The organism is Lysobacter enzymogenes (genome assembly GCF_017168095.1).
Lineage (GTDB): Bacteria > Pseudomonadota > Gammaproteobacteria > Xanthomonadales > Xanthomonadaceae > Lysobacter > Lysobacter enzymogenes_D.
The window spans coordinates 1-7,413 of record NZ_LXSD01000152.1; the positions used below are offsets into that span (position 1 = coordinate 1).

Annotated in this window: 9 protein-coding genes and 2 pseudogenes; 4 read left to right on the top strand and 7 right to left on the bottom strand. The window is 70.9% G+C overall.

Annotated elements, in window-relative coordinates; translation table 11 throughout:
* From A7A76_RS04265 to A7A76_RS04275, 3 genes and pseudogenes are all read left to right on the top strand, one after another.
* Positions 1–459 (top strand): annotated as a pseudogene (locus A7A76_RS04265) (TlpA family protein disulfide reductase); the annotation flags it as partial.
* 68 nt (positions 460–527) lie between these two features.
* Positions 528–797, top strand: a complete 270-nt coding sequence (locus A7A76_RS04270; RefSeq protein ID WP_206410032.1) for an acylphosphatase — start codon at positions 528–530, stop codon at positions 795–797.
* A gap of 236 nt (positions 798–1,033) precedes the next feature.
* Positions 1,034–2,122 (top strand): hypothetical protein, encoded by a 1,089-nt coding sequence (locus A7A76_RS04275; protein ID WP_206410033.1) that lies wholly within the window; start codon positions 1,034–1,036, stop codon positions 2,120–2,122.
* A 160-nt stretch (positions 2,123–2,282) separates the two neighbouring features.
* Here A7A76_RS04275 and A7A76_RS04280 read toward each other — a convergent pair whose 3' ends face one another.
* Together A7A76_RS04280 and A7A76_RS04285 are read right to left on the bottom strand one after the other, a co-directional pair.
* Positions 2,283–3,092: a DUF2145 domain-containing protein gene (locus A7A76_RS04280; RefSeq protein WP_206410034.1), complete on the bottom strand. Its 810-nt coding sequence runs from the start codon at positions 3,090–3,092 to the stop codon at positions 2,283–2,285.
* A gap of 103 nt (positions 3,093–3,195) precedes the next feature.
* Positions 3,196–3,603 (bottom strand): hypothetical protein, encoded by a 408-nt coding sequence (locus tag A7A76_RS04285; protein WP_206410035.1) that lies wholly within the window; start codon positions 3,601–3,603, stop codon positions 3,196–3,198.
* Positions 3,604–3,752: 149 nt separating this feature from the next.
* Here A7A76_RS04285 and A7A76_RS04290 point away from each other — a divergent pair, with 149 nt between their 5' ends.
* Entirely contained in the window at positions 3,753–4,493 is a 741-nt protein-coding gene (locus A7A76_RS04290; RefSeq protein WP_206410036.1) for a helix-turn-helix domain-containing protein, read from the top strand.
* A 216-nt stretch (positions 4,494–4,709) separates the two neighbouring features.
* On the opposite strand, the gene A7A76_RS04295 is transcribed toward A7A76_RS04290, so the two are convergent.
* The 5 genes and pseudogenes from A7A76_RS04295 to A7A76_RS04315 all read right to left on the bottom strand — a co-directional run.
* Positions 4,710–5,003: a hypothetical protein gene (locus A7A76_RS04295; protein ID WP_206410037.1), complete on the bottom strand. Its 294-nt coding sequence runs from the start codon at positions 5,001–5,003 to the stop codon at positions 4,710–4,712.
* A gap of 16 nt (positions 5,004–5,019) precedes the next feature.
* A complete protein-coding gene (gene ppk2, locus A7A76_RS04300) occupies positions 5,020–5,805 on the bottom strand; it encodes a polyphosphate kinase 2 (protein WP_206410038.1) in 786 nt (261 codons plus the stop codon).
* Positions 5,802–6,200: a helix-turn-helix domain-containing protein gene (locus A7A76_RS04305; RefSeq protein ID WP_232518432.1), complete on the bottom strand. Its 399-nt coding sequence runs from the start codon at positions 6,198–6,200 to the stop codon at positions 5,802–5,804. The genes ppk2 and A7A76_RS04305 overlap by 4 nt, the downstream gene beginning before the upstream one ends.
* 5 nt (positions 6,201–6,205) lie before the next feature.
* Positions 6,206–6,724: a molybdenum cofactor biosynthesis protein B gene (moaB, locus tag A7A76_RS04310; protein ID WP_206410039.1), complete on the bottom strand. Its 519-nt coding sequence runs from the start codon at positions 6,722–6,724 to the stop codon at positions 6,206–6,208.
* 137 nt (positions 6,725–6,861) lie between these two features.
* Positions 6,862–7,413, bottom strand: a pseudogene (locus tag A7A76_RS04315) (hypothetical protein); the annotation flags it as partial.

The following is a 7,413-nucleotide window of genomic DNA, read 5'->3' on the forward strand; positions in this document are numbered from 1 at the left end:
GCCGCGGCCGCGCCGGCCGGCGACAAGACGCCCGAGCCCGCGCCGCCGGCCGCTGCCAGCGACACGCCGGAACTGCGCATCGCCACCCTCGACGGCAAGACTTACGACCTCACCGAACACCGCGGCAAGTGGGTGGTGGTGAACTTCTGGGCCACCTGGTGCGCGCCGTGCATCAAGGAAATGCCCGAGCTGTCGGCGCTGGACGCGATGCGCGAGCACATCGAAGTGATCGGCCTGGCCTACGAGGAGATCGACAAGGCCGATATGGAGGCCTTCCTCAAGAAGCACCCGGTGTCGTATCCCATCGCCGTGGTCGATGTCACCGATCCGCCCAAGTCGTTCGACACGCCCAAGGGGCTGCCGATGACGTATCTGATCGGGCCGGACGGCAAGGTCGCGGAGAAATTCCTCGGCCCGATGGATGCGAAGAAGCTCGAGGACGCGATCGCCAAGGCCGGCGGGCCGAAGCCGGGCGAGAAGGCGGCGCCGGCGGTGCCGGGCAACGGCGGCGCGAGCGACGGCCACTGATGAGCGCCGCGCGCTTCTACATCAGCGGCAAGGTGCAGGGCGTGTGGTTCCGCGCCGGTACCCGCGAACAGGCCGTGGCGCTGGGATTGCGCGGCTACGCCAACAACCTGCGCGACGGCCGGGTGGAAGTGCTCGCCGTCGGCGACGACGCGGCCATCGAGCGGCTCGAACGATGGCTGGGCCATGGCACGCCGAACGCGCGCGTGGACCGGCTCGAGCGCGAGCCGGCCGGGGAGGCCGAGGCGGGCGACGGTTTCGTTTGCGGCTGAATGGCTGTCTGGCGCAGCTGGGCTTTCATGTAGGAGCGGCGCGAGCCGCGACCGCGACAACGCGACCGCGACGAACCTTGCGGCGTAGCTGTGTTGTCGCGGTCGCGGCTTGCGCCGCTCCTACGAAAAGCCTGAAGCGCCTGCGGCCTAGGGCCGGCCCTAGCTCGGGCCGCCCCGGATTGGCGTGGGCGCGGCGCGGGAGTGCAATGGCACGGCCCCCGCGCAAGGAGTTCGCCATGCTGCCTGTCGATGCCTACCGCCCCGCCAACCTGCCCGTCTGCACGCCGACGCCGCCGCCGGCCGATCCGCGCGCGCCGGGGCTCAATCCGGTCAAGGCCGATTCCGGCCCCAACCAGTTCGAGATCGGCGTGCAGGGCCCCGACCCCGACCTCGCCGTCGGCGGCAGCCACGACCAACAGGAACACCAGCGCGACGCGCTGCTGGCGCTGGCCACGCGCGGCTTCGCCAGCTACCTGACCGGGCACACGCCGGGCACGCCGCGCTATCCCAGCGACGGCGACGTCCGCAGCATCCTGCAGGACCTGCAGCCGAACCCGCCGATCGGCGAGGTCGGCCGCGAAGTCACCCGCGCCGTCTACCAAAGCGACATCCCCAACGCCACGCCGCAGGAAGCCTACGACCACTTCGTGCAAAACCCCGAAGAAGTCTTCGGCGCCGGCGGCATGGAAATCCGCCCGCCGGCGCAGCGCCTGGAAGACGGCGGCCGCTACATGCTGGAAACCGGCGGCCCGCCGCCGACCTGGCTGCCGGTGGAGATCCGCCTCGACGCGGACAACCACGCCATCACCATCAACACCCTCGACGGCCACGTCCTGCGCGGCACCCAGACCTTCACCTTCACCGAAAGCTGCAACGGCACCACCCTGACCCAGGACGCCAGCTTCCAGGCCAGCACTCCGCTGGTCGGCGACATCCAGGAGCTGGCCTCGGTCTCGGCCGGCCAGCACAACGCCTGGGAAAACGCCCATCGCGAGATCTACGGCCAGTTCAACGGCGACCAGGGCTACACCGGCATCGGTACCTCGGCGGTGAGCCCGGACCTGATCAAGGGCTGGGGCCAGATGCTGCTGACCATCGCCGCCGACCCGGGCAACTTCACCGACGTGCTGATCGACAGCGGCGGCGAACTGGCCAACGAGACCATCGATCAGTGGGGCGGCTGGGCCGGCGACGCGCTGGACTGGGCCGGTATCCCCGGCGGCGGCGTGGTGCGCGACGTCACCGACACCATCGGCGACGGCCTCAGCGCCGGCGCCGACAAGGCCGGCGACTTCGTCGAGGGCGTGGTCGACTTCGTGTTCTGAGCGCCCCAGTCGTTCGCCGCGAAAACCGGTAGCTCCCTGTAGGAGCGGCGCGAGCCGCGACTGCGACAACGCAACTGCCGCGCCAGTTTCGGCGCAGTTGCGTTGTCGCGGTCGCGGCTCGCGCCGCTCCTACAAAAAAGCCGTGGCGCATCGGCGCGGACTACAACGCTCCCAGCGTCGCCATCGCCCGCCCGTTGCGCCACTCCTGCTGCGCCTGCACGCGCCCGCTGCGTTCGAGATACTCGACGATCGAACGCACCGTCACCACCGGGTACTCGCCGCCCAGCCGGGTCGCGATGGGGTGATCGGTGAAGGCGACATTGGCGCTGAACAAACCGCCGAGCACGCGCTTGGAATACGGGATATGCACGCGGTCGGCGCGAAAGCCGTCGCGCTGCGCCGCCGCGAACGCGGCGCCGCGATTCGGCGCCGGCGTCGGCGACAGCGCGGCGCCCACGGTTTCCAGCACCCACGCGGTCGAGTTCTGATACTCGGCGCTGCCGGGACGTGCGATCAGGTTGTAGTGCGGCTGGTGCAGCGCGCCCTGCGGCAGCGCGCGCAGGCGCTGCGTCAGGCGCCGGGCCAGTTCGGGTTCGAGCCAGACGATGCGCGCGTCCTGATTGACCAGATCGTCGGCGAAGAAATTGACCAAACCTTGGCTGTAGAGATGGGAGCGGTCGCTGCCGCATTCGTTGAGCAGGTGCACCGCGGTCCAGCGCCCGGCCGGGTGGTCGCGCACGACGAAGCCGACGTGGCTGTAGACCAAACCCTGCGCCGACAGGTCGCTGCCGACCCGCGCCACCAGCGCCAGCGGCGCGTCGCGGCGGTCGAGCGCGTCGGCCACGGTCAGCGCGGTCTGGGCGGCGTCGGCGAGCTTGCGCGGCGCCAGCGGCTCGTTGCTGCAGCCGGTGCCCGCGCGTCCCTGCGCGGGCAGCAAGACCAGGGTCGCCGCCAGCATCGCCGCGGCCATCAACGTCCTGCCGTGCGCGCGCGATGCCGGGGCGGTGTTGCGCCGGCGCGATCCCTGCGCCGGTTCCCGCTGCCTGCCCAAGGTTCCGGCAAGCCTTTCCATCTCAGCTCACCCTGCGGCTGTGCAGGTGGCGGCGCGCGCGTTCGTCGGGCACGAAACAGAACACGTGACCGGCGGCGTCGCTGATCAGCCAGCCGGCGGCGACCGCGGTGATCACCACCGAGGCGCCGACCGACAGGCCCAGCGTGCGCGCCTGTTCGGCCGAGAGCTTGACCACCAGCGAGGCGCCCGCGCCGACCGCGGACACCGTCACCGCGACCGCGTTGCCGCTGGCCTCGATCGCGGCGACCGAAAACTTGGCGCCTTCCGACAGCGCGTGGGCGGCGGCGACCGGCACTTCGACCGAGGCGTCCAGGCTGGTCGCCGATTGCCGGCTGGCGGCGTCGGATTGCACCGCCGCGTGCGCCGGCAGTGCCGCCGGCAGCGCGGCGACGGCGACGGCGACGGCCATCGCAAAGGGCAAAAGGCGTTCGGCATTCCCTGGCATCGGTGCCACCTCGTTTCGGTCCGGGGCCTAACTTCGGCGGCGGCCGCGGGGCTGGTAACGCTGATCGCCGAGGTGGCTCGGCTTTCCCTGCGAGGTAGCGTATTTTGCTACCCATGGCTCTTTCTCTCGAACTCGTCGACGCCCTGAAGCGCTTTTTGCGTGCCCAGGACCTCACTTATCGCGACCTCGCCGGCCGGCTCAAGCTCAGCGAGGCGGCGGTCAAGCGCATGTTCTCGCGCCGGGCGATGAGCCTGGCGCGGCTGGAGGAGATCTGCGATGTGCTCGACATCGGCCTGGCCGAGCTCAGCGCCGAGGCCGGCCGCGGGCGCGCGCCGATGGCCACGCTCAGCGAGGCGCAGGAGCAGGCCCTGGTCGACGAACCGGCGCTGCTGCTGGCGCTGTTTTTGACCTTGAACCGCTGGAAGCAGTCGGACGTGCAGTCCCACTTCAACTTCGACGACGCGCGCTGGACCGGGTTGCTGGTGCGGCTGGACCGGCTCGGCATCATCGAGCTGATGCCCGGCAACCGCGGCCGCCCGCTGACCGCGCGCAACTTCCGCTGGCGCGCCGACGGCCCGATGGAGCGCTATTTCCGGCTCAAGCTGCTGCACGACTACTTCGCCGATCCCTTCGACGGCGAGCAGGACGTGCTGCTGCTGCTCAGCGGCGCGCTGAGCCCGGCCGGCATCGGTCAGCTCAAGCAGCGCCTGGGCGAGGTGGCGCGCGAATTCGACGCGCTGCTGGCGCGCGACGCGGCGCTGAGCGCGCAGGAGCGGGTTGGGGTGAGCCTGGTGCTGGCGCAGAAGCCGTGGCTGCTGCAGTTGTTCCAGCCGTACCGGCGTTCGCAGGGCTGAAGCTTTTGCTTTGTGCAGGAGCGGCGCGAGCCGCGACCAACCGAAGCTTCGTACGAAAGCGAATCCCCCCGAAGCCCGCGCCCCGCAAGCACCGCTTTTTGTAGGAGCGGCGCGAGCCGCGACTGCGACAACGCAACTGCGGCGCAAGTTTCGGCGTAGTTGCGTTGTCGCGGTCGCGGCTCGCGCCGCTCCTGCAGGTAGCGGCCGACTTCCGCGTCAGTCGAAATCGGCGCTCGGCGGGATCGCCTTGCGCGCGAACAGGGCTTCGGGGACTTCGACGAATTCCATCCGGTAGGGGCCGCCGAGCTCTTCGGGTTCGAGCTGCGGGAACTGGCGGTACAGCGGCGCGGTCACGCTCAGCATTTCGCCCATGATCCGGCCGAAGTCCGCGCTCAGCGCGCGGAATTCGTCGTGCGGCAGCTGCGCCTGCAGTTGCAGCAGGTGCCGGTCGAGGGTGGCGTTCATGCCGGCCAGCAGCAGGCTGGTGCGTTCGGCTTGTTCGCGGTCCATGGCGTCTCCGCTATTTTCAGCCCTTGCCGTGCGACTTCGCGCCGATCGGCTTGAGCGCGCCGTATTTCTCCTTCGCCGGCTTGCCCTTGAGCGGCGGGAACTCGAGCTTGGCCGGCGGCACGTCGGTGTCGGGCAGGCGCGAGAGCAGGTCGCGGATCAGGGTCAGCCGGCCCTGGCGCTGGTCGTTGAAATCCACCAGCGTCCACGGCGCGTGCTTGGTGTGGGTGGCGTCCAGCATCGCTGCGCGGGCGCGGGTGTAGTCGTCGTAGTGGGCGCGCGCCTGCAGGTCGATCGGCGAGAGCTTCCAGCGCTTGAGCGGGTCGTTGAGGCGCTCGGCGAAGCGCTCTTCCTGCTTGTCCTGGTCGCAGCACAGCCAGTACTTGAACAGCATGATGCCGTCGTCGGTCAGCAATTTCTCGAACACCGGCGCCTGCTTGAGGAAGGCCTTGACCTGCTCGGGCCTGGCGAAGCCCATCACTTGCTCGACGCCGGCGCGGTTGTACCAGCTGCGGTCGAACAGGGCGATCTCGCCGGCCGCCGGCAGGTGCGGCACGTAGCGCTGGAAATACCACTGCCCGGCTTCGCGTTCGCTGGGTTTGGACAGGGCCACGACGTGGCATTGGCGCGGGTTGAGGTTTTCCGAGATCGAGCCGATCGCGCCGCCCTTGCCGGCGGTGTCGCGGCCTTCGAACAGGATCACCACGCGCTTGCCGCTGTGCTGCAGCCAGCGCGCCATCGCCGCCAGCTCCAGTTGCAGCGGCTCCAGCTGTTCTTCGTAGTCCTTGCGCTTGAGCTTGCTCATGGGGCGGCCTTCTTGCGGGCGGAAGCCTTCTTCTTCGCCGGCGCCTTGCGCGCGCTGCGCGCCGGCGCGGCACGGCGGGTGCCGGCCATGCTCGCGGCGACTTCGAGCAACGCGCCCTGCTGGCGGGTGTCGAGCGCGCGGTAGGCGGCGAGCAGGTCGTGCTCGCCCTGGGTGCGGGCCGGGTCGAGCGTGCTGGCGAGCTCGGCCAGCAGCGCGCCGGCGGGCACGCCGAAAGCGCGCGCGAGCGCGTCGAGCTGGTCGCGGCCGGGCAGCTTCTCGCCGCGCAGCCAGGCGCTGACGGTGTTGGCGCCGGCGCGCGGGATCGCGGTGGCCAGGTCGGTCACGCTCAGGCCGCTGGCCTTGGCCAGCAAGCGCAAGGTGGTGTCCAGCGACATGCGCATCACTCCTTGAGGCGGGGACGCAAGGTGGCGAGGTTGCACGGCCGGGTGCGCGCGTCGAGTTGCGCGCCGACGATCTTTTCCCAGGCGGTGCGGCAGGCCGAGGTCGAGCCCGGCAGGCAGAACAGGAAGGTGGCGTTGGCCAGCCCGGCGAAGGCGCGCGACTGCAGGGTCGAGGTGCCGATCTCGTCGAAGCTGAGCGCGCGGAACAGCTCGCCGAAGCCCGGCATTTCCTTGTCCAGCAGCGGCAGCAGCGCCTCGGGCGTGGAGTCGCGGCCGGTGAAGCCGGTGCCGCCAGTGACCAGGATGCCGTCGACGGCCTCGTCGGCGATCCACTGCGACACCGCAGCGCGCAACTGGTAGCGATCGTCCGGCAACAGCTTGCGTTCGACCAGGCGATGGCCGGCGTCGGTGAGCGACTGGATCAGGTAATCGCCGGAGCTGTCGTTGGCGAGGGTGCGGCTGTCGGAAACGGTCAGCACGCACAGGTTCAGGGGGATGAAATCGCGTTCTGCGGTCATGCCGCCGAGACTAGCGCAAACCGGCCGCGCACGGGGTTGCGGCGCGGTGAAGGCGTGCGCGCGTGCCGGCGGTTGCCGCCAGCGATCCCAGGCCGCGATCCGGGCCGCGATCCGGGCGCCGCCGCCGCGCCGGACGCTCAGCCGGCGGCGCGGCGGTCCGCGCCAGCAGGCAGCGCCAGTGCGGCTTCCATGCGCGCGATCGCCTCGTCCAGTTGCGCGCGCTGCGCCGGGTCCAGGTGTTCGGCCGCATCGTCGAGCAGGTTGGCCAGCCGCAGCAGGCGACGGCGGTGGCCGTGCGCGTCCAGGCGCACCAGGCGCCCGCCGACGTCGTCGTGCGCGGCGGGGTTGCGCGCGTCCGCATGCAGGTAGCGCGACAGCAACAGGCGCAGGCGCTCGGCGCCCTCGGCGTCTTCTTCCGACCACGGCTCGGCGGTGCCGGAGACGGTCTCGTTCCATTCGGCGAAGCTGGTGCGCGGGCCGATGGTCAGGCGGCCGGCGTCGAGCTGGTAGGCATCGGCCGGCGAGCCGGCCCAGCGCACGTGTTCGACCTGTTCGTTGCGCATCACCAGCAGCCAGCCGCTGGCTTCGGCGTCGAGCGGCGCCGCGAACAGGCCGGCCGGGCCGCGCCCGCTCGCGTTCCAGTCCGCGCGCGCGTGGGTGCCGGCGGCGGCGTGGCGCGCGTGGGTGTG